At 69.9% G+C, this 19,328-nt stretch carries 14 protein-coding genes, 1 pseudogene and 2 CRISPR repeat arrays; of the genes and pseudogenes, 3 read left to right on the top strand and 12 right to left on the bottom strand.

Annotated elements, in window-relative coordinates; translation table 11 throughout:
• Nucleotides 1-408 precede the first annotated feature (408 nt).
• From JE024_RS40130 to JE024_RS40120, 3 genes are all read right to left on the bottom strand, one after another.
• Nucleotides 409-828 (bottom strand): hypothetical protein, encoded by a 420-nt coding sequence (locus JE024_RS40130; RefSeq protein ID WP_205378877.1) that lies wholly within the window; start codon nucleotides 826-828, stop codon nucleotides 409-411.
• 210 nt (nucleotides 829-1,038) lie between these two features.
• Complete coding sequence (locus JE024_RS42065) at nucleotides 1,039-1,584, bottom strand: DUF3085 domain-containing protein (RefSeq protein ID WP_205378876.1); 546 nt, start codon at nucleotides 1,582-1,584, stop codon at nucleotides 1,039-1,041.
• Between the two features lie 312 nt (nucleotides 1,585-1,896).
• Nucleotides 1,897-2,220 (bottom strand): hypothetical protein, encoded by a 324-nt coding sequence (locus tag JE024_RS40120; RefSeq protein WP_205378875.1) that lies wholly within the window; start codon nucleotides 2,218-2,220, stop codon nucleotides 1,897-1,899.
• A gap of 883 nt (nucleotides 2,221-3,103) precedes the next feature.
• Here JE024_RS40120 and JE024_RS40115 point away from each other — a divergent pair.
• Nucleotides 3,104-3,808 carry a hypothetical protein gene (locus tag JE024_RS40115; protein WP_205378874.1) on the top strand — a complete coding sequence of 235 codons (705 nt, stop codon included), beginning with the start codon at nucleotides 3,104-3,106 and terminating at the stop codon, nucleotides 3,806-3,808.
• A 722-nt stretch (nucleotides 3,809-4,530) separates the two neighbouring features.
• On the opposite strand, the gene JE024_RS40110 is transcribed toward JE024_RS40115, so the two are convergent.
• The 5 genes from JE024_RS40110 to JE024_RS40095 form a co-directional block, all read right to left on the bottom strand.
• Complete coding sequence (locus JE024_RS40110; RefSeq protein WP_205378873.1) at nucleotides 4,531-5,121, bottom strand: GNAT family N-acetyltransferase; 591 nt, start codon at nucleotides 5,119-5,121, stop codon at nucleotides 4,531-4,533.
• A 456-nt stretch (nucleotides 5,122-5,577) separates the two neighbouring features.
• Entirely contained in the window at nucleotides 5,578-6,234 is a 657-nt protein-coding gene (locus tag JE024_RS40105) for a GNAT family N-acetyltransferase (protein ID WP_205378872.1), read from the bottom strand.
• Nucleotides 6,235-8,305: 2,071 nt separating this feature from the next.
• The gene (locus JE024_RS40100) at nucleotides 8,306-9,457 is read right to left on the bottom strand and encodes a HEAT repeat domain-containing protein (protein ID WP_205378871.1); all 1,152 of its coding nucleotides are present in this window, start codon (nucleotides 9,455-9,457) and stop codon (nucleotides 8,306-8,308) included.
• Between the two features lie 235 nt (nucleotides 9,458-9,692).
• A CRISPR array of direct repeats spans nucleotides 9,693-10,514; the repeat unit is 29 nt; unit sequence CGGCACACCCCCACGCCAGCGGGGAGGAC.
• Nucleotides 10,515-10,531: 17 nt separating this feature from the next.
• Complete coding sequence (locus JE024_RS42655) at nucleotides 10,532-10,855, bottom strand: hypothetical protein (RefSeq protein ID WP_386254083.1); 324 nt, start codon at nucleotides 10,853-10,855, stop codon at nucleotides 10,532-10,534.
• Nucleotides 10,856-11,195: 340 nt separating this feature from the next.
• Nucleotides 11,196-11,591: direct repeats of the CRISPR family, unit length 29 nt; unit sequence CGGCACACCCCCACGCCAGCGGGGAGGAC.
• Nucleotides 11,592-12,731: 1,140 nt separating this feature from the next.
• Entirely contained in the window at nucleotides 12,732-13,130 is a 399-nt protein-coding gene (locus tag JE024_RS40095; RefSeq protein WP_205378870.1) for a Scr1 family TA system antitoxin-like transcriptional regulator, read from the bottom strand.
• 196 nt (nucleotides 13,131-13,326) lie between these two features.
• On the opposite strand from JE024_RS40095, the gene JE024_RS40090 reads away from it, so the two are divergent.
• Entirely contained in the window at nucleotides 13,327-14,292 is a 966-nt protein-coding gene (locus JE024_RS40090) for an NsdA family TPR-like regulatory protein (protein ID WP_507232751.1), read from the top strand.
• 3 nt (nucleotides 14,293-14,295) lie between these two features.
• On the opposite strand, the pseudogene JE024_RS40085 reads toward JE024_RS40090, so the two are convergent.
• The 4 genes and pseudogenes from JE024_RS40085 to JE024_RS40070 all read right to left on the bottom strand — a co-directional run.
• Nucleotides 14,296-15,315, bottom strand: a pseudogene (locus tag JE024_RS40085) (NAD-dependent epimerase/dehydratase family protein); the annotation flags it as partial.
• Between the two features lie 83 nt (nucleotides 15,316-15,398).
• Nucleotides 15,399-16,124 carry a restriction endonuclease gene (locus JE024_RS40080; protein ID WP_205378868.1) on the bottom strand — a complete coding sequence of 242 codons (726 nt, stop codon included), beginning with the start codon at nucleotides 16,122-16,124 and terminating at the stop codon, nucleotides 15,399-15,401.
• Between the two features lie 1,221 nt (nucleotides 16,125-17,345).
• Nucleotides 17,346-17,588, bottom strand: a complete 243-nt coding sequence (locus JE024_RS40075; protein ID WP_205378867.1) for a DUF397 domain-containing protein — start codon at nucleotides 17,586-17,588, stop codon at nucleotides 17,346-17,348.
• Complete coding sequence (locus JE024_RS40070; protein ID WP_205378866.1) at nucleotides 17,585-18,490, bottom strand: helix-turn-helix domain-containing protein; 906 nt, start codon at nucleotides 18,488-18,490, stop codon at nucleotides 17,585-17,587. Before JE024_RS40070 ends, JE024_RS40075 begins: the two co-directional genes overlap by 4 nt.
• 192 nt (nucleotides 18,491-18,682) lie before the next feature.
• Between JE024_RS40070 and JE024_RS40065 the strand changes: the two genes are divergently transcribed.
• On the top strand, nucleotides 18,683-19,321 hold the full coding sequence (locus JE024_RS40065) for an asparaginase (protein ID WP_205378865.1): 639 nt from the start codon (nucleotides 18,683-18,685) through the stop codon (nucleotides 19,319-19,321).
• Nucleotides 19,322-19,328: the final 7 nt, after the last annotated feature.

Raw genomic sequence — 19,328 nt, 5'->3', positions numbered from 1 at the left:
GAAGCAATCTGCGAACCCGTCCCGTCCGAAGGGAGGAAGCCCCCTGCAGCAGGAAGAGGCGTCGCGGGTGCCAGAGGTGTACGAGCCTGCATCGGCCGGCGGCTGCCGACGCCTCCTTGCCACTGTCCTGGCGCTGCTGCGATGCGCGTACGCCGACACCTGCCGGCGCCCCGGGTTCCGGGGCTATCACTTCGCTGCAAACCTGCGTTTCTTGCTGCCTCTTGCCCCGTTTGCGGGGCGTGCTGTGAGCGGGACGGGGTGTGGCGGTGGGTTGAGGCGCTGTGGAGGTTGGGGGTGGCTGCGGCTGGCGGGGCGCGGTTGCCGGAGGGTGGTCTGTCGGCGGGGGTGGCCGGTGGTGGGTGGGTTCCGGTTGCTGTGTGGGGTGTTGGTGGGGGCCGGGTGGTGGGGTCAGGGCTGGTGGTGTGTCCAGGGTGGGGCGGGGCGGGGTGGTGTGGGTGTTTGGGGGGCGGGTGGGTGCTGTTGGGGTGGGTGGGGGGCGGTGGTCTGTTGTTGCCAGGTGGTCTGTGGGGCGGTGGTTTGGGGTGGTGGGTGGTGGCTGTTGGTGGTGGGGGCTGGGTTGGTGTTCTTGAGATAGACGGTGATGGGGGCCTGGTCGGCGACGAAGATGCGTTCGTGGATGCCGGGTGGGGTGAGGATCCACCAGATGGTGTCGTCGCGGCGTTGGGTGCGGCGGATGAGTGGTGGGGGGAGGGTGACTTCTTCGGTGATGCCGGTGTCGGGGTTGGTCTCGGGGACGGTGATGTGGTCGATGGTGGTGAAGAGGCCGGCGAATTGGGTGAGTTGGTCGATGGTGGTCTCGTGTCTCACGGTGCTTCCCCCGTCGTTTGGTGGTGGGGCTGTGTGCTGGTTCGGTTGGACGGTAGGTGGTCGGGGGTGTGTGTGGGGCGGGTGGGGGTGTGTGGTGTCGGTGGGCGGGATCCGGGTTGGGGTGGCGGGTTCTTTGGGCGGGAACGGGGTGGGGCCCCGCGCCGGGATGGGGTGGGGGCGCGGGGCTGGACAGGGGTTGGTGGGTGGGGGTTAGTGGGTGATGTAGGTGAGGGTCATGTGCTGTTCGTCGAGGGTGGCTTTGAGGAGGAAGCAGGTGGCGCCTTCGGCGGCGGCTTGGCGGAGCATCGTGAGGAGGGTGGTGGTGTCTTCGTCGAGGGGGGTGGTGAGGTCGATGGATTTGCGGAAGTCGTCGCCGCCGAGGATGGAGCGGGCGTCGGTGCCGGGTCCCCAGCCGTGGGCGTGGACGACGGTGGGCAGGCGGTCGGCGTTGCGGGTGTCGGTGGGGTCTTGTCCGTTGCTCATGAGGTAGGTGCCGTCGTCTTTGACCCACCACAGGCGGGGTGCGACTTCGGTCTCTGCGTAGCCGAGTTTGTGGTTGTCGGCGGCGGCGGCGTGTTCTGCGGTGGCGAGGACTTCGGCGAGGGGGAAGACGAGCGTGCACTTCTTCTGGCTGTGGGCGGTGTTGGCCGTGGGCGTGTCGTGAGGGGGCGTGGTGGTGTGGGGGGTGGGCGGGATGGTCGTGTTGCCGGGGTCGTTGTTGGGCGTTGCGGGGCGTTGCTGGGTGGGGTCGGTCATGTCTGCTCCTGGTGGGTTGAGGGTGCGGGGGTGGGTGCCGGGGGGTTGGTGTGGTGTCCGGCTTGAGGGTGCCGAGCCGCCCCTGGGGGAGGGGGTGGGGGCGGCTCGGCGGCCGGGGCTTCGACCTCGCCGCCTCCTGGGGGGAGGGGGTGGCGTGGGAGCGTCTTCCGGCGGGACTGACCTTGCCTGGGGCGGTTTTAGCTCCGCAAGGGCCTGCGGCGGGTCGGCTGGGGCGGGGGTCAGGGCGTGCGTGTGCGGCCCACCCCCGGGTTGGGGGTGGGCCGTGGGTGGGGCGGGTGGGTGTGGGAGTGGTCAGTTGTCGGTGTGGCTGGTCTGTGTGGAGGTCTTTGTGTGGTGGTCGCCGCGGAGGATGTCGCCTTCGATGTAGGTGATCATCGACCCGTCGGGGGCGCGCATCGTGTAGTCGATCGAGGATTCGGCCCAGGTCAGTTCCCAGCCTGCGTGGTGCAGGGCGGCGCTGACGGTCTCGTCTCCCCCGGAGCCTGCGAAGAATCCGCGGTCCGGGCCTTGGTCGGTGGCGAGAGTACGCAGGACGTCGTCGGCGTTGGTGGCGGTGCGCAGTTGTTCGAGCTGTTGGTTGATTGCTGCCCAGAAGGTGTCGAGCATGTCGGTCATGGAGCGTCTTTCTCTCCGGGTTTGGTGGTGGGCGAGAGCGTTGCGGCTGGCCTGTTGGCGGGTGGCGTGCCGGGTTGATGTGGTGTGCGGACGGTGTCGGGAGGGTGGTCAAGGCCCGCAACTGCGGCGGCCGGAGGGGGCTCCGGGCTGTGGGGAGGGGCGTTTCGGGGCGGCGGCCGGGTTGGTCGGCGGGGGACAGTGCGCGGTTCTGGCGCGACGGGCGGCCTGGTACGGGAGTCGGGCGCGTTCTGGCGTCTGGACGTGGGTGGGCGGGTGTGGGCGGGTGGAGGTGGCGTTCACGGTGCCGGGGTCCTGCGGTCGTGTGTTCTGTGGGGTTCGCGTTGCCGGTGGTCTGGTCTTTGCGTAGCGGTTGGGGGCGGTGACGATCCGGAAAAGGGGTGCGCGCTGGTGCGTCGGCCTGCGTCGCCGGGTGCCGGGAGGTGTGGGCGTCCGCCGGTGTGTGATGCCGAAAGCTGCGGGCCATGTGTGCGGGGATGGGGCGCTGTTCACGCCCCGGACCGGTTCTGGGTGGCTTCTGTGCCCTCATCCCGGAGCAGCGTGAGGGTGCCCGGGGGTGCGTTTCGGCTGGGCCGTGTGCAGTCTGCCGGCGCGGTGGGTGGCGTCCCCGGGGGCGGGGGCAAGCGGGGACAGGCGGCGTTGTGCGCAGCGGGTAGGAAGCAGCGGGTTCCCCGTAGGGTCCGCGTGCGGCATCAGCAACGGCTGCATCCGGTTTTGCCTATGGTCACGCCGGACCCGCAGGCACATCGAGTCTTCGGCTTTCGCTTCCGTCCTGCGCTGCTGTCGGGCCTTCTCTGATTGCTGCACCGGGAGCAGGTTCCGTGCGCCATAGTGGGAGCAACTGAGTCGAATGGGGGGATCTTTCATGATCGAGCAGGCGTATCTTGAGGCTGCGGACGTGACCAACCCGCCGGTGGCGTCGTTACGGGCCCGGATCGGGGCCGCGATCGACAGCAGTCCCGCGCCGGGCACGGGTACCGTCCTGGACCGCGTCAGCTTCTGGCTGCAGCTGCCGACCGACACGACGGTCGCCGGCATGCTGGACAAGCTGTGTGAGGCCCGCGGCAAGCGGGTGGGGACTGCCCTCAGCTCGGCCGCAGCCGGGGGTCTGTACGATCCGGCGGACCTGTCGGCGGCCGTTGACATCACGGATAAGTGGGCCGGGATCGGCGAGCGTCTGCATGCCGACCGCGCCGTGACCGTCAAGGGCCCGACCGGCCATGTCGGCGGACCCAGGAGCCTGTTCATCCAGGCCAACGGGGCCGGGTTCCACGTGATCGTGCTTCTCGCCACCGGCAACGACGGCGGCCCCGGCGGGCGGCCCTTCTTCCTGGCTTTCGACCCCGACGTCAGCGCCGTGACAGAGGCCCGGCAGACGTGGACGACCAGGAGAACCATCGGCGACACCGTCAAGAAGGTGTCCGCGCTCAGTGAGGCGGACGCCATCGCGCACATCAAGCTCATGCTCCTCGGCAACGACCCGAACCGCTTCGGCCCGCTGCTCCGCAAGTACTACGTCGACACGGCTGCGGCCTTCCCCGCGATCTCCCGCGCCGGGTCCGGTCAATAGCCCTTGCGGTGAAACCTGCAGTCCGTTGTCGTGGATCCGCTGGAGCTTTGCGCTGTCGCCGGCACGGACCGCGCCCGTATCCACCGTGTGAAGGCTGCGCGACCCCTTGGGCGGGCGCAGGTCGTAGGTGGCGACCCGTTGCTGATCGCCGGGCGGTGACCGGGGGGTCTGCGTGCAGGAGTGATCCCGCACTACTTCTCGTGAGCGGAACCTGCTGGTGGGTGCGGCGGTCCAGGAGTTGGGGGCGGCCGGGGGGTGGGGGTGGTCACCACTCCCCCGGCCGCTGCCTCAACGGTGGCGGACGGGCAGGCAAGTCCCGCAACGGCCCTCTCTGAGGATTGAGTCAGCACCTCGTGGGCGTGTGTCTTTGCGGTGCTGGTGGAGCGTGCGCGCCACGTGCGGCTGCCCCGGCGTTGCTGGCTGCGCTCCCGGGGCGGGGGCTTGGAGGTGTGCGGGTCGCCAGGGGGTGCGTTCCACGCGGCCGGTGGCGGCCCCCGTCCGTATCTCGTCGGGGCTTCCGCGGGCTCGGGGGCGGTCCGGTGACCGGGGGCTCGACCACGTCTGGGGGCGGGTGCGGGAGCGTCTGCCCGGTGCATCCGAGCTTGCCCGGTGGGGGGGGCAAGCAGGGGAACGCTGCAGCGGGCCGCTGACCCCAGAGGGCCCGGTGCCCTGCCCGTGTGGGCGGGCACCGGGCGGGGTGCCGCTGAGGGTGCGGGTCGGGGTCAGTTCAGGAGGCCGGACACGACGGTCAGGCCCCGCTGTGTGGTGAAGGTGACGGCGGGGTCGAGGGGTTTGACGGCGTACTTCCACTCTCGGTCGTACTCGGTGAACAGTCCGGCCGGGCCGAGGTCGACCGCGAGGCGCGGAAGGCTGGTGAAGCCGTGTGCGGTGAAGAAGTGCCGCATGCGGTGTTCGTGGCGCAGGGCCAAGGCCTGGTATCCGGCGGCTGCGAAGTCGCTTTCCACGCGGGTGAGGATTGCTGTGGCGATGCCTTGGCGGCGGTGGTCGCCGTGGACGGCGATCGTGTCGACGCTGGTGACTTTCTCGACGAGGGTGCGCCGGATGCGGGCGGGGATCTTCCGGTCGAGCATCCAGCGGGCCGGGCCGACATGTACTGCGCCGACGGGCTGGTCGTCGAGGGTGGCAAGCAGGAAGTGGTTCAGGCCGTGCGAGAACGGCGGGCGGACATCGGCGAGCGCCTCGCCGATCGTGCTTTTCAGGGCGGGGAGTTGATCGGCGGGCATGTGGAGGTCGACCAGCAGCGTCAGGTCGAAGAACGCATCGACCTCGTCTGCGCGCGCCGCGCGGATCACGAGTCCTTCCACGGACGGCGGGCTGGATGTCCAGCGGGGTGTCGGGTGGGGTGTCGGTGCCGTGTGGGGGCGGGGGCTGGGCATGGCGGGGTGCCTTCCGGTCCGTAGCGGGACCGGGCCCGCAGCAACTAGCCGGGGGCCCGGGGGTACGGCCGGACGGTGTCCGGGCAGCGCATTAGCGGGGCAACACCATGTCGCCCCAGGTCAGCAGCCTGTCCAGGCCCCGTCCCACGCCTGGTGGCGGGAGGTCGGCCGGTGGGTCGGGGCGGTGCTGGTCATAGCGCCGGGGGCTGGTTGACGCGCGGCCGCCCCCGCCGCCCGCAAGAACGGGGGGCAGGGACGGGGCATGTTCATCGCAAGGGGCTGGTGCCGACGCCCGGTCCCGCCGCGGCGGACCGTTCTGCCCGGTGCGGAGGGGGTCAGCGATCTTGATGGCGCTGGCGAGGGGGGTGCCGGTCAGCCGACGACGTGGGTGCCGAACCGGGCCGTCGGCGGCAGGTCGCAGCCGGGCAGCAATCCGGTCACGACCGGTCCCGGCGCGCCCGGCACAGGTTGCAGGCGGACGGTGGGGTGGAGGGGTTTGACGGCGGTCATGTAGGGGGCGGGCTGGGTGAGCAGCATCGCGGTGCCGGGCAGCAGCACGGTCGGCTGCGTGGCGGTGGTGTATCCCATGCGCTGGTAGAAGGAGGCGAGGTGGGGCTCGTGGATGAGCGTGGCGAGACGGCAGCGGGTGGCGCGGGCCCGGGTTTCGGCCTCCCTCAGCAGCGCACGCGCGATTCCGCGGCCGCGGTACTCGGCGGCGACCGCCAGCCCGTAGATGCTGATCGTCGCGGCGGACAGGGGGCCTGCGAGGCGGGCGCGGTGCGTGCCGAGGGTGTGTTCCATGGCCCATTCCGGCACGGCGGCGAACAGCGCGCCGACCGGCGTCGGGTGGCGGCGTAGGTGCGCGGACAGGCACATGGCCGGGCCGTGCGTGGAGGGCGGGTCGAAGCCGGGCAGCGTGATCAGATTCTCGATCCCGGCAGGCAGACCGCCGCCCGATGTCGTGAGATCGAGCAGCGCCAGGTATGCGGCGTGGTCTGCGTCGTGCAGCGGGCCGACAGCAACACGCACGGCACGGGCATCCGGTGAGGCAGGGACAGTTCGGGTCATGGGAGTTTCGCAGTCCTTTCGGACACAGCACGCGAGGAATGGGGGGCCTGCCCAAACACAGCCGCGGGCACCGTTAGGGACCTCCGCGGCAGGGGCGGCGAACGCACCCTCACCCTCAACGGCCCAACACCCGCAACCACACCGAGGGCGCACCGCCCGCTGGGTTTCCGGAGCCCGGCCGGCGTGCCGAAGCATGCCCGTCCTGCGAAGACATCACGACGGGGGGCGCACGGTGCCGGGGCGACGGCTGCGGTGGATGGGAAGAAGACATCGCCGCGCAGGGAAGGGAAGGTGACGATGCCGGTAGGTAGGTCCAGGTGCACGCTCGCGGTGCGCGCATCTGGGCGGCCTGCCAGGCCGGGCGGCGCAGTTGTGGCCCGGGGATCGGCTGACGGACGGACTCGACCCAGATAAGGGGTGGTGCTCGCATGCGAGAGAGCAGGTACGTCTCCGCAGGCTCAAGCCGGTAGGCCAGGACGAGCCTGCTGCCGGGCCCGTCCCCGGTCTGCCACCAGCCGGCAACCCAGGTCAGGCTCTTTTGCTGGCCCGGGTTGATCCACCGGCTGTTGGAGCGCATCCACTCGGTGCCGTAGGGACAGCTGGCGCTGTCGCCGTCAGGGAAAAACGGCAGGAAGCACTGCGCCCGGCCGGCGCGGGCGCAGAGAGAGCTTTGCGGCTATGACGCGGGGGCGGCTGAAGGAGCCCGGGTGGGCAGGCGTGGCCGGGGCGGAGTGAGGGGCGATGACCGTTGAGCGAACGGGTGCGGCATGACCACACCATGGCAAGGGGCGGCACCAGTCGAGAACAGGCGGCTGGGCATGTGCCGGGCCGGTACGCGATCGTCGCTGGCTGGTACGCCCGGCCAAAGCCTCGTTCCCGTAGGCCCCGGACCCTGGCTCGCGGGCAGCCAAGTTGCCCAACTCTCAACTCCGCGTGCGCGATCAGCGCTTCGCGGCCCCCGTTCATGTCGCCGCGGGCCTGATCGGTATGGAGAGTGATCCCTTCTGCGTCAGCAGAGGAGACCCCTTGTGAGAAACAGTCCGGGCCCAGGTCCGCGGAGCACCCCCGCGATGGCAGGGACGACAAGGTCGGCGCCGGAAAGACCACGAGCGCCATCGAAACACCCCCGCGTCGGCGGCGAGGAGGTGTCACAGGGTAGTTCTTCGCTCCGGCCTGTGGACTGCCCGCACGTCAGCCGGGAGGACTATATGGCCGGATTCGTCTTTCGCGAGCCGGTCGGGACACCCCCACCGCATGCGGCCCGAGTCCATCCGGGTGTCGCCGCGTCGGCGGGGAGGTCAGCTGGCCCGTCGCCGTCCCGATCCGCACCACGAGAACAGCCCACCCGTCTACGGGAGGACTCGTACCTTTCCAGCGACCTGTCCAGCCACGCCGACACACCTCCGTGGCGGCGGGGAACAGGTCGAGACCGCCGCCTGGCTCATCCGGAAGTTCGGCACACGCTCGCGTCAGCAGCGACGACTCACTGAGCCGACAGACCCTCGCACCGTCGACCAGCCCCCCGCATCAACTGCGTCAGCGGGGCAATCCGGCCTGTGCCTGCGCAGTCGGCGCCTGGGCCGGAACATCCCCGCTTCGGCGAGGAAGACATGCCCCATCCGAGGCGATCGGCGAACTCCCGCGGAGCACCCCCGCACAGGCAGGGAACACGCACCGGGCGCTGCCGCACTCCTGCTGCGTCGGAGCACCCACGCATCGGCGGGGACGACCAGCGTGATGGGCTGGATGAGGCCGAACTTTGCGACGCACCCCGCGTCGGGGAACTCGCCGGTCGTGGGCTGCTATCGGCGCCTTCTTGGGAACATACCCGCGTCAGCGAGGAAGACCAGTCGACCCTACCGGTCCGCACGGTGAACGGAGTAACACCCCTGTGTCGGCGGGGACAAGACGACTTCCCTGAGTATTTGTTGAGCTCAAGCGTCAGGGGAGGCATCAGTTGACCATGCCTTGGCCTCTTCGTGCCACGCGGCCGTGGGCTCAGAGTCAACGTCCGTCGAGACGAGCCTCGAACTCACGTCGAGGCGGTGCGCGCGCGAATGCGGCGCGCGGTCCGCAGTCCCTGCTTGGCGGCGGTTGCCACGAGGCAGCCAAGAGTGGTTCTGACGAGGTCATGAGCGGCGAGGCGTTCCAGCACTGGCAGGGCACGGCCGTCGGCGGTGGAGCCGAGAGCGCGGCAGGCCAGTGCTCGAAGGTCCGGGTCGGGGTCGGTGGTGAGGGTGATCAGGTCGTCCACGACTGGCGGACCGAAGGCAGCGATCGCTGAGGCGAGATGATTGGCCTTCGGGTTGCGGCGTTCCATCATGGCCTGCCAGAGCACAGCAAGTGCACGGTCGCCGCCGATGTGGCCGAGCGCCAGGGCGGCCCTGCTGCGTACCCAGGGGATCTCATCATCTAGCCGGGCTGCCAGGGCAGGTATGGCGGCGGGGTCCTCGAAGATGCCGAGCGCTTCGCAGGCACCCTCACGGACCATCGGATCGGGATGCTCGAGCAGTGCGATGATCAGCGGAACGGCCCGGCGGAAGCCGAGTTCGGCACAAGCGAGCGCCGTCCACCGCACCCCGCGATGCCCGGTGTCGGCGAGCGCGCGCAGCAGGCCCTGTTCGACGCTCGCGTCGCCGAACAGGGCGATCCGGTTCAGTGCCTTGGTCCAGACGGTGACTTCCTGCATCCGGTGGTCGGAGGCGACGTCGGACAGGGCCGCCCGAGCCTGCGGATGGCCGAGCTCGGCCCACTCCAGCAAGGCGTCGATCGCCCGCAGCCGCTGCGTGTGGCTCCTGCTCAACTCGGCGGCGTGGACAGTGACGAGAGATGCCGGGCCGTCCGGCAAGTGGCCGAGTGCGTCCCCGAGCGGACCGGCGAGCGATGGCTCGAGCTCGCCCAGCCGCAGGGCCAGTGGACCAATTCGGGTGCCGACGTAGGCGTCGTAGCGGCCATCGGCCCGCAGGTTCGCAACCAGCTTGGCGACTGTACGGAACAGCAGCCATGCGCGGTCCGATGGAGAATCAGCGAGGGCGTCCAATCGGCCGGACATCGCCGAGGTGACCACGGTCAGCGGGCGGCCTGTGGCTCCCAGGACCCCCTCGGCCCAGGCAAGTGGCTCGCCCTGACGCTCGAAGAGCTGGCGACCCCACAGGCGGAGGACGGCGTCACGATGATCGGTCATCTCAGAATCGTTCCAGCAGGGAACACCAACAGCCAACGAATTCTCTCCGTGCATCCCTGCACAGCAACACGACAGGGAACACCACGACGAGCCGGGTGGTGACCGTGACCGTCGGCACACCCCCACGTCAGCGGGGACGACGCGTCTCAGCGTCCACGCGTGCGGGTCGGCCCCGGCACACCCCCCACGCCAGCGGGGAGGACGGGCGGATGCGGTCGGGGGCGTCGCGCGGGCTCGGCACACCCCCACGCCAGCGGGGAGGACACGTCGACGCGCTGGATGATCCGGAACGTGGTCGGCACACCCCCACGCCAACGGGGAGGACAGTTCGTTGACCTGCTGTTTCGACCCTACAGACGGCACACCCCCACGCCAGCGGGGAGGACACCGCGAGCCCGCTCATCACCCCGTACTCCGGCGGCACACCCCCACGCCAGCGGGGAGGACTGACGGCGGAGGAGAAGCGGCTGGCCTCCCGCCGGCACACCCCCACGCTAGCGGGGAGGACCGGTAGCGGCTGAAGACGTCGAACTGGCTGTACGGCACACCCCCACGCCAGCGGGGAGGACGGCAGTCAGCCGGGCGTACAGGACCGGATCGACGGCACACCCCCACGCCAGCGGGGAGGACCAGGCCGGGGAGTCGCCCCCGGAGCTGGTCTTCGGCACACCCCCACGCCAGCGGGGAGGACGCCTTCAGTCGGCGGTCCATGTCGGCGAGCATCGGCACACCCCCACGCCAGCGGGGAGGACCCCAGTTGCGCGGCCAGTTCGGCGCGGTACGGCGGCACACCCCCACGCCAGCGGGGAGGACGGCGGGGTGCTGGACACACCTATGCCGAGGGCCGGCACACCCCCACGCCAGCGGGGAGGACACCGGGTTGGCCAGCATGGCCAGGCTCACCGGTGGCACACCCCCACGCCAGCGGGGAGGACGTGACGAACGGTCGCGCGGCTACGACCTGTCGCGGCACACCCCCACGCCAGCGGGGAGGACCAGGGTGGGCCGGGGGAGGTCCACCAACTCCGCGGCACACCCCCACGCCAGCGGGGAGGACACTTCCTGACCTGGGACTTAGCAGTGGCTTTGCTCCCTCTTTGCCTGCTGCTGCGGGGAGGGTTGGTGGTGCACGGGGTCACTGTAGCGGGACCGGTTGAGGCCAGGGGCGTTGTCGGCGGGGACGATGAGGAGCAGCGCGGAACCGTACGGGATCAGGGCCGCACACCCCGCGACAGCGGGGACGACGAGTTCCGGTAGGAGTTGATGACCGAGATCGCCGGCACACCTTCGCGTCGGCGAGGAGGACAGGATGTTGGCCTCGGTCACCGCGATGTCGTGCGGCACACCCCGCGTCGGCGGGGAGGACGCCGGGATCAGCGGCCAGGAGCCGTCGATCACCGGCACACCCCCGCGTCGGCGGGGAGGACCGCCAGGACCGCTCGACGAACGGGCGCAGCACCGGCACATCCCCACGCCAGCGGGGAGAACAGACGGGCCGTAGGCACGATGACGCCCTCAGCCGGCACACCCCCGCGTCGGCAGGGACGACGGGCGGGCTCCGGCCTTCGTACTCGGCGGGGACGACAAATCTGGACCGCGCAGGGCCAGGACGCGGAGCGGCACACCTCTGCGTCGGCGGGGACGACGCCTGGATGGCGAGTGCGTCCTCGGCGCAGACCGCCACACCCCCGCGTTGGCAGGGACGACACCTTGGCCTTGAGCGCGTCTGCCACCTGGTCCGGCACACCCCCGCGTCGGCGGAGACGACTGCGGACGCACGAAGTTGTACATCGTCGTCAACGGCACACCCCCACGCCAGCGGGGAGGACTGCAGCAGGGTCTCCCTGGTCACCGCGTCGTGCGGCACACCCCCACGCCAGCGGGGAGGACGAGTCGTTCCGCACGGCACGCACGCGGGAGCTGGGCACACCCCCACGCCAGCGGGGAGGACCCGCTCCTGGTGACGGTGACGTCGTTGCGCAGCGGCACACCCCCACGCCAGCGGGGAGGACAGAGGGCTGCCTCCCCGCCCCCGCCCCGGCAGCGGCACACCCCCACGCCAGCGGGGAGGACGCGCTCCGTCGCCGCCTCGAGGACCCGCTCGGCGGCACACCCCCACGCCAGCGGGGAGGACCCCTCCTGACCTGGGCCTGAGCAGTGGCTTTGCTCCCTCTTTGCCTGCTGCTGCGGGGAGGGTTGGTGGTGCACGGGGTCACTGTAGCGGGGCCGGTTGAGTCCAGGAGCGTTGTCGGCGGGGACGATGAGGAGCAGCGCGGAACCGTACGGGATCAGGGCCGCACACCCCGCGACAGCGGGGACGACGAGTTCCGGTAGGAGTTGGTGACCGAGATCGCCGGCACACCCCCGCGTCGGCGGGGACGACTCCAGCTCTCCAACACCGGCGGCCAGCCCGTCCGGGACACCCCCACGCCAGCGGGGAGAACCAGGATTCTCGATCTGCCCCAGCAATCGACGCTCTGAATCGGCTGTCGGCCCGGCCCGTACGCTGACTGGATGCCCACCCCGCCCTCGCGGCCAGTCGCGCCCTGCCGCCGCGCGCATCAACGCCGCCATCCGGGACCTGATGGACCAGCCACCCAGCCCGCCGCATTTCCTTCAGGCGTTGCGGCACACCCGCGCGTCGGCGGGAACGACGGCAGAACGGCCGAGTACGCCCGCACCCGCGCCGGCACACCCGCGCGTCGGCGGGCACGACTTGATTCCGAACAGCTCGGTCATCGTGCCGTCCGGCACACCCCCACGCCAGCGGGGAGGACTCGACGGGGGTCCAGCCGTCGACCACCAGCTCCGGCACACCCCCACGTCGGCGGGGACGACTGGTACCTGCCCTCGCGGACCTGCGTGCGCACCGGCACACCCCCGCGTCGGCAGGGAGGACGCGATACCGGCGGGGTCGATGCGGAACGGCGGCGGCACCCCCGCCTCGGCGGGGACAACCGTTCGCCGGTTTCCCGGGCCGCCGAATGTGGCGGCACACCCCCACGCCAGCGGGGAGGACGCGCGGAGGCGTTCGGAGAGTTCGAGCAGGTTCGGCACACCCCCACGCCAGCGGGGAGGACACTTCCTGACCTGGGACTTAGCAGTGGCTTTGCTCCCTCTTCGCCTGCTGCTGCGGGGAGGGTTGGTGGTGCACGGGGTCACTGTAGCGGGACCGGTTGAGGCCAAGGGCGTTGTCGGCGGGGACGATGAGGAGCAGCCCGGAGCCGTACGGGATCAGGGCGGCACACCCCCGCGGCAGGGGACCCCCGAGAGGTCAGCGCCGCGCTATCGGCCTGACTGGGTGGGCGCGGGCAGGCGGAATCTGCCTTGCCTTGTGGGTCATCGCTTCAAGCGCACGTTCAATGCGACTCATCGTGGTGATTCGGTCGTAGGCGTGCTCCTGGGCCTCCCGGAAGCCGTCGGCTGCGGTGACGGCCGCCCCGGACCGAGTCTCGTAGTAGGGCGAGAGTCCGTACCCCACGATCATGCGGTGCGAGCCGATCGTCACCAGCGCCGGCGTATGCAGCAGATCCAGGATGCTGTGCCGGTTGGAGTCAAGCACGCGGATCCGTAGGCTGCTCTCATCCTCCCGATCCATCAGGTCCACGAGATGACGGAGCTGCTTAGCCGCCATGGCAGGGCCGCCGATCGGACGGCGCAGCAATAAGGTCATCGATCAACAGCGTCCGACGCTGCGCGGGATGACGTCCTACCGTGCACACCCAGGACGGCATGCCCTCCATGTCGTTGGCCGCCGAACTCTGGCCACTACTCAGGTCCGGGGGATGTGCGTGGTGGCGTGCTCGATGAGTTCGCTGGCCGAGCACAGCACGGCCACATAGCGGGCGTCAGCCTCCGCCCCGCTCCGGTTGGACGAGATGACCCTCGACCAGCTCGACGACGACCTTGCCCAGCTCTCCCAGCAGTACGGCCGCATTCCCCCCTCAGGGGTGTTCGAGCATGCCTCCTACCTGCTGAAGTTGTCCCAGACGATGCTGGACCGCACCCGCTCCCCACAGCAGCAGACTCGGCTCTACTACGTGGCGGGCCAGGCGAGTGCGCTGCTGGCTGCGGTGTGCTTCGATCTCGGCTCCCTGACTGCCGCCGTCACCTACGCGCGATCCGCATCCCAGTACGGAAAGGCGGTCAACCACGGCCCGCTCCAGGGCTTCGCCTACGGCATGCTGGCCTTCATGGCGTTCTGGGACGGCCGCCCCACCGAGGCCGTTTGCCTGGCCAAGAAGGGCCTCGCCTTCCCGGGACTCGGCGCGACTACGCGCCGCCGCCTCTACGCCATCGAGGCCCGGGGCCACGGTCACCAGCGGCACGACGTCCAGGCGCAGCGCGCAATCCGGGACGCCCTCGAAGAGACCGGCGCCGACCGCGACGAGTTGCACGACGGCATCGGCGGAGAGTTCGCATTCGACGACGCGCGGACTGCGATGAGCAACTCCACGACGTGCCTCCTCCTGCGCGACGCACAAGGTGCGGAGGAGTTGGCGAGTCGCGCGCTCGAACTCCACAACGAGCGCCGGACGTCGGACCGCTGGTTCGTAATCTCGGCACCGGCCGCGTCCAACCTCGCCCGCGCGCGGATCATGGCGGGCGAGATCGAGGGCGCGCGCGAGGCGCTGAGGCCCGTACTCAAGATCCCGGTGCAGTGGCGCGGCGCAGGGATGCTGGAGCGGCTCACCGCAGCACGGTGCGAGCTGACGCACCCCGCGCTGCGGGGAGCACGCTCAGCCGTCGACCTGGCGGAGGAGATCGAGGAGTTCACCGCGCTGTCGCCCGCGCGGCGACTCGGCGGAACGAGCCCGCTGGCAATCGAAGGATGACCTTCGGCCGAGCGCGGCCAGGATCGCTGCTTCTCGCGCGGGGGCGATGCCGTGCTCGGCCCACCGCGGGTGGTCGACCGGGACGCCCCCGCCGTGCAGCCAAACCCAGGTGTCCTGCACCGCCTCCTCGATGGGCCGGCACCGCAGCCCCGCCGCCTGCGCCCTCCTCGACTCGACGTTCCAGACGCTGGCGTGCGTACGCCACAGAGGCGGCTCGGTCCACTGCTGCACCCCGTGGTCCAGGAGCAGCTTCTCCGGGGCCCAGGCAAGCTGCGCTTCGCCGCCCGTCGCGAGGATGCACGCCGTGAGCAGATCGCCATCGTCGCGTGCCCGATCGGCGCGACGCAGTTGTACCCGCCTCCCGTCTGCGCCGTGGCCTGCTCGAGGGCAAACGCCGCCAGGTCCCGGACGTCGATCGGCTGGATGGTCCGCTCCGGAGCACCGGGGGCGAGCATCCGGCCCCCACGGGCAGCGCGCTGGAGCCACCACGGGAGCCCGCCGACGTACTCCCCTGGGCCGAGGATCACCCCGGGCCGCAGGATGACCGTCCGGTCGTCGCCGAACGCGGCGGCCGCGGCGCGCTCCGCCCCGGCCTTCTGCCGGCCGTAGTACCAGTCGGGCCCCTCCCAGTCGTCCGGAAGGACTCCGTAGTCACGGTCCGCGTCCGGCGGGCCGTCCAGCAGCTCCGACTCCTCACTCAGCGGGCCATCCCCGGTAGGCGTTGACGGTCGACACGTACACGTACCGGCCCGCGACAGGCTCCAACGCCCGCGCGCCCGCCAAGACGTCACGGGGAGCCATCTCGGACGCGGAGGTGTCGACCACTGCGTCCCAGGTGCCGGACGCGGCAAGCCGCGCCAGGTCGTCACCGGACGTCCGGTCTCCGTGCGCGTCGGTCACGCCGGGCACATCCTCGCCGGATCGCCCGCGGTTGAGCGTCGTCACCTCCCAGCCTGCGGCCAGCACGCTCTCCGCCACGGTGCGCCCGAGGAACCAGGTCCCGCCCGTCACCAGAAGTCCCATGGGGCCGATGATCTCTTGCAGCCCGGCCGATGGGGAAGGCAACTCCCGTCCAGGAAACGGAAATCAGGCGGGGCAGTGTCGGATCACTCCGTCGTGCTCGGGATGCCGAGAACGTCGTACAGGTGCTGACCGTGCGCCCATCTCTTCAGCTCGGGACGACCCATGAGGATCAGGTCATGGTGCGCAGCGAAGCCGATTGCCGGCTCGGTGAACCCGTTCAGGGCGATCATGATCGGGAGGTCGGCTCTATGGTGGAGACGTGCCGTGCCGTTGAACTTCTGCACGTGCCCCGAGCCGACCGGTGCCTTGTACTGCTTGCACTGCAAGATCAGGAGCCGGTCGTCGTGGTCACGGGCGCTGACGTCCACGCCAAGATCTCCGGCGCCTCCCACCCTCCGCGGGCTGAGGAAGCCGTCACGGGCCAGGAGATCGGCGCACGCCTGCTCGAAGCCCGTCGCGCTCATCGCGGCGAGCTGCTTCATCTTGAACGTCAGGACGTCCGGATCCACTGCCTCGCCCGGCTCGGCGGCGGAGGTGCAGTCCTCCTCGCTGTCGACGTAGGCGTAAGTACCGGCCCCAAACAGGAAGGACAGCAGCTTCGCGAGGAGGATGATCAGGCACAGCGTGCCAACGGCGATGAAGCCGGTCCACCAGGGGTGATCGGTGATCAGTCCCCATAGGTCCACGGTGATCCACGGGATGACGTCTTCCGTGAGCCACTCCCACAGCATCTTGCCGATCGCCAGGGCAAGGACGGCGTACAACAGGAACTTCAGCAGCGGGTCGAGTGACCCATCCTCGTTGAACACCCACACCTCCGGGCCGCTAGTGAAGGGACCGGGCACGGCTTGCCCGGCCCACGGCGGCGGGGAGTACGGCAACCTGCCGTACCTGCAAGTACGGCGATCAGCCTGGTCACAGCGCCGATCGTGCCATCCGGGGGACCGAGACTTCCCGGGAAACGGCAGACACGGCGCAACGCCGCGCACAACGTGGCCGACAACCGACGGTCAGCTTCGCGCCGCCCCCGCCGGTAAGGCCCACCCGGTCATCAAGGGTCAGGTCAGCCAGCCTCCGGCCTCCACTGGCCGACCGCCCGCCGCCCCCGATCCGGGTGTATCTGACGGACTGCCAGAGAGCGCTTTCAGGGCATCCCGCCATGTACCGGCACGCCTCGCCCACCCACCCCCGGGAACGATGTACCTACCAGGCAGTAGACGTTTATGGTTCGGACCAGAAAGCCAACTGCGACCGCTCACGGACGAGCACACAGGAAACGGACCGCATGCTCGCAATGCGCCCGGCCACGCCGGACGACCAACCCGGCCTCGCCGAGATGATCCAGGCCCGCTCCGACTGGATGAAGGGCAACCAACTCCCCAGCTGGCGCAGCTGAGGAAGACACGTCCACGAGCTGGCCGACAACTGCGCACGGCACCCCGGCGACATGTGGGTCCTCGTTGAGTACGGCAACCGGATCCTGGGCTGCACAACGATCCTTCGGACATCCGCGCCCTGGACCTGGACCGCGGACGAAGCCGCCGAATCCGCCTACTACCTCAACGGCACCGTCACCGACCCGCCGAACGCCACCGCAAACTCGGCACCCTCATCGCCGACTGGGCGGTCGACCGCGCGGTCCGACTGGGCGGTCGACCGCGCGGCACGCGAAGGCATCAGCCGCGTACGTCGGGACTGCAGCTCGGCTGCTCTCGCCGCCTACTACCAACAACAGAGCTTCCAGCTCATCCGAAAGGTGTCGACCCCGGGAGGGCAGACGTCGTACGAAAGCGGAGCGTGTACTCGCTGTCACCGCGTTGCTCAGCCCATATGGGCACGCCGGGCGCCAGCAGAAGATTCTGTCCTTGGACCGTGGCAGATCAAATGTTGCCGAAGCAGCTCGGATCATCTCTCGGACGATCCGAGGAGTAGCGCGGAGCGCAGTTGTCGGTTTGAGAGGCATCCAAACAGAGCTCGAAATTCCCTGCGGTCGGCCTCAGACTGTTGAGGCCGACCCACGGGAGTTGCTTCTAATCTGCCGGCAGGCTGAGGAGGAAGTCGAACTCGCCGCCCTTGGCGGCCTTCAGCCACGCCTGGGCCTCTGTCGGCGTGTACACATGGGGCAGCCGATCGGGATTCTGCGAGTCTCCGATCAGTACGTGGCCGTTCTGCACGCCGACGCGAACGCAGTTGCCGCCGCCGCCGCTGTGGGAGGACACCGTCCATTCGACCGACGTCAGGTCGAACGAGGAAGGGTCCGGCTTCGCTGTCACTGTTCTAGCTCCTTGATCCTTTTCTTGAGACGCGAGCGCGTCTCATCGGGGTCCAGCGCTCGCTCCCACAGATCCGTGAAGGTCGCGGAGTAGCGCTGCATGTCGTCGTCGCCGTCGAAGTACAGCGAGCTGACCATCGTCTCGACCCACACGACTTGGCGAGCGGCCTCCGGAAAGGACATGAGTACGAAGGGGCCCGCTGACCCCGGATGCAGGCCGATGGTGTCCGGCAGGATCCGGATGGTGGTGCGAGGGTCCTCGGACTCCTCCAAAACTCGCTCCATCTGCAGTCTCGACACTGCCGGGTCGTCGCCAACGACGCGGAGCGCGCGCTCGTCCACGAGTGCGCGAAAGTCGGTGAGAGCGCCGGCTCGGACGTGCTGCTGGCGGTCCATGCGCACGTCGACGAGTGCTTTGACCTCTGAAAGGCGAAGATCGGGCCGCATCCGGGCGATGACGAGGTAGGCGTAGTCCTCGGTCTGACAGAGACCTGGCCAGAGTTCGCCTTCATAGTTCTTCAGCCCGGCGGCCCGGCGTTCCATGAGCAGGTAGCTCTCGAATTGCATGGGCCCGAGCAGGTGCGCGTTGCGCCGCCACAGGGCAGGGCGCGGCCGGCCGGCTGGCGTGGTGTCGGCTCCCAGCAGTGCCAGGATTTCTGAGCTCTCGGACTCGCTGGCCCTGTAGACCTCGAGAAGCGCCGCGACGAGATCGCGGGCCACGCGGCGGCGCTGGCCGCGCTCGAGGCGGCTGATGGCGCTCGTGTCGATCTTGACGCCGCGTTGGCGCAGCACCTCGTGGCGGGCGACGTCGCCTTGCGTGAGGCCCCGGCGCTCGCGCAACTGTTCCAGCCGCAGGCCGACTTCACTGAGGGTCAGCGACCACGGCGTCTTCGCTTCTGGCATGGTGACCAGTCTGACGGCTCGCCACGTCGCCTACAAGCAATATGGCCGAGCAATTTGCTCGACCATATTGCTAACGGCTTACCTTTGGGCGCATCCTTGCCAGGGTCACGAAGTGTGCGGTCCCTGTCGCCATGCGTGGACGTAGGGTCGCTGCTCTGCTGCCCGTACACACCCAGGGGAAGGGCTGTCGCGATGAGTCCGACGCTGTTCAGCCTCCTGCTGAAGGAACAGAACCTGACCACCTGGGAAGTGTTTGCTGGGGTGCGTGATACCGGCGTCTTCGTCGTCATGGGCGACGAGATCCATGCCGCCCGGCATGTCCGGAAGATGCACACGACCAGCCCGGCCGCCTTCGCCTCTCCCGCAACGGGCCCGGTCGGCCACCTGGTGGAGGGAACGGTCCGACTCCGGCATCCGCTGAAGCGCACCGCCCCCGTGGCGCTGCCCCTCACCCCCGAGTCCACCCCGGTCGAGGTGGCGGTTGTCACCGCGTCCCTCGGCAGCAGCGGGATCCTGCTGGAGGGGCTGGAGGGCCGGGTCACCGGCTTGGTCGTGGCCGCTTTCGGCGTCGGCCACGTACCCCAGACGTGGGTCCCCCGGCTGGCGTTTCTGGCCGAGGCCATGCCCGTCGTCCTGGCATCGCGCATCGGAACGGGGCCCGTACTCACCTCGACCTACGCCTTCCCCGGCTCCGAGAGCGACCTGCTGGCCCACGGCCTGATCGCCGCAGGCCCGCTCGACCCGTACAAGGCCCGCCTCGTCCTGGCCGCCCACCTGGCGGCGGGAACCCCCCGCGAGGCCATCGCCAAGGCCTTCCTCGACTACGCCTGATCCCCCA

This window comes from Streptomyces zhihengii (assembly GCF_016919245.1).
In the GTDB taxonomy this organism is placed as follows: domain Bacteria; phylum Actinomycetota; class Actinomycetes; order Streptomycetales; family Streptomycetaceae; genus Streptomyces; species Streptomyces zhihengii.
Note: the sequence above shows the minus strand (reverse complement) of the source record. Positions and strands in the feature narration are given on the sequence as shown.